Origin of the sequence: Actinomyces provencensis (assembly GCF_900155435.1) — a bacterium.
Taxonomy (GTDB): domain Bacteria; phylum Actinomycetota; class Actinomycetes; order Actinomycetales; family Actinomycetaceae; genus Pauljensenia; species Pauljensenia provencensis.
Genome location: NZ_LT700212.1, coordinates 377,818 through 379,626, shown reverse-complemented (window position 1 = coordinate 379,626; position 1,809 = coordinate 377,818). Strand labels below are relative to the sequence as shown.

Here is a 1,809-nt window from a genome sequence, read left to right as displayed (position 1 = left end):
CCCGCCCGACATTGCCCATGACGGAGGCGGCACGCGCCAGGGCGGCGGACTCGTGCTGTCGCTGCTCCGCGGCCTCCTTCGCGGCGGCCTCCTTCTCGGCCGCCTCCCGTGAGGACTGGGCGGCCCGGTCGTCGCCCTCGTGCGTGTCCTGCTCCGGCTGCCCCTGGCCCGTTCCCTGCCCGGCCGCACCCGCCCCGACCCGCTGTGCGGCCGGGCAGGGAACGGGCCAGGGGCAGCCGGAGCAGGACACGCACGAGGGCGACGACCGGGCCGCCCAGTCCTCACGGGAGGCGGCCGAGAAGGAGGCCGCCGCGAAGGAGGCCGCGGAGCAGCGACAGCACGAGTCCGCCGCCCTGGCGCGTGCCGCCTCCGTCATGGGCAATGTCGGGCGGGAGAAGCGCCCGACACGACTGAACTACACCAGCTCCGACGGTGAGGGTACGGGATCCACCGCTTCCTCCGGCGGGTCGTCCCCGGCATCGGGTTCCGGGTCCAACCGGGCCCAGCGCCGTGCTGCCGCCAAGAAGTCGAAGAAGCGTCGCTGAACCCGGGAGTGACCGGACACCGGATCCCCGGTACGGGTCTGCGCACGCCGACCCCGCCCTCGTCGGTCCCGGGGGCGGAGCGCCGCGCGTCGGTCCCGTGACCGCGACCGTCAGGCCACGTCCAGGGCGGTGGTGAGCCAGCGTCCCCGGAACTCCTCCAGGCGCACGGCCACGGCGCGGGTGCGCGGCCCGGCCTGCACGGCCACCGAGACCTCCACGGCCCCCGGGCGCAGGGAGCAGGCGCGAGCCGAGAGCACCCGGCACGACCCCGCCCGCACGCGCGTGTCCCTGCCGGCCGGGAGCATCGTGCCCAGCAGGTCGAAGAGGTCCGGGACCACCCAGCGGCGCAGCTGCTCCAGGGGGCGCAGACCGCAGAGGATCTCCACGACGCCGCGAGCCAGGCCCGCGGCCCAGGCCTCCGGGTCGGGGGGAGGGGTCGCCGCGAGGGGGCGCACGGGGTCGGGGCGCAGGCGTTCCTCGAGGTCACTGAGGTCGCGGGGCCGGACGTCGCGGCGCATGTCCCACCGGATGCACGGGTCGCCGTTGCGGACCGACGGTGCGGCCCGACGTGCGGTGCCGGCGGCGCTCATGGTCGGCTCCCGGGGATCCGGAGGTGGGTGCCCGGATGGATGAGGCCCGGGTCGGTGCCGATGATCTCCGCGTTGTCGGCGTGGATGCGGGGCCACAGGGCAGCGATCCGCTCGTCGTCCGCGTCCGCTCCCAGGTGCTGGGCGGCGATCGTCCACAGGCTCTCCCCGGGGACGACGACGTGGACCGCGGCGGTGGCTGTGTCTCCGGGCGTGGGGGAGTGGGTGCCGGGATCGCCCACCGTCGTCCCGGTGCCGCCGGAGGACACCTGCGCCCCGGGGCCCGCGTCCGCCCGCAGTCCCGCGAGGACCGGGTCCGGCGCTCCGACCCCGGTGTGCCCGATCTCGGGACTGCGACTGAGGGTTCTTCCCGTGCCCGTCGGTCCCTGCCCCTGTGGCGACACGCCCGGCGTGGGGTCCGAGGTCCGGGCCGCGCCGTGTGGGGAGCCGGGGGTCCAGGACGGGTCTGCGTCGCTGGGGGTGCTGCGTGCCGGACCCGGTGCCGGGGAGGTGCTCCCCGTGCTCGGCGTGGGCGTGCCCGCCCCCGTCCCGGGTCCCCCCGGTGCGCCCCACGTGAGGTCATCGGGTGGGGGAGGGACGGGGTCCTGACCGGGAGCGGCATCCGGCGCCGCGGGTGCCGACACTGCCGGCGCGCCGGGCAGGTTCGTGGGCGGGGC

General features: G+C 76.9%; 3 protein-coding genes. 1 reads left to right on the top strand and 2 read right to left on the bottom strand.

Annotated features, from left to right (window positions below; translation table 11 throughout):
• A partial coding sequence (locus tag BQ9890_RS01655) for a hypothetical protein (RefSeq protein WP_407638864.1) occupies window positions 1-545 on the top strand: 545 nt, incomplete at its 5' end.
• A gap of 110 nt (window positions 546-655) precedes the next feature.
• On the opposite strand, the gene BQ9890_RS01650 is transcribed toward BQ9890_RS01655, so the two are convergent.
• Both BQ9890_RS01650 and BQ9890_RS16070 read right to left on the bottom strand, forming a co-directional pair.
• On the bottom strand, window positions 656-1,135 hold the full coding sequence (locus BQ9890_RS01650) for an Rv3235 family protein (protein WP_078062154.1): 480 nt from the start codon (window positions 1,133-1,135) through the stop codon (window positions 656-658).
• On the bottom strand, window positions 1,132-1,809 hold a 678-nt coding region (locus BQ9890_RS16070; RefSeq protein WP_230297767.1), incomplete at its 5' end, for a LysM peptidoglycan-binding domain-containing protein. The genes BQ9890_RS01650 and BQ9890_RS16070, both read right to left, overlap by 4 nt.

Bases quoted from the DNA above. Each gene is read 5' to 3' on its own strand.
- BQ9890_RS01650 (WP_078062154.1), bottom strand. From the start codon at position 1,135: ATGAGCGCCGCCGGCACCGCACGTCGGGCCGCACCGTCGGTCCGCAAC.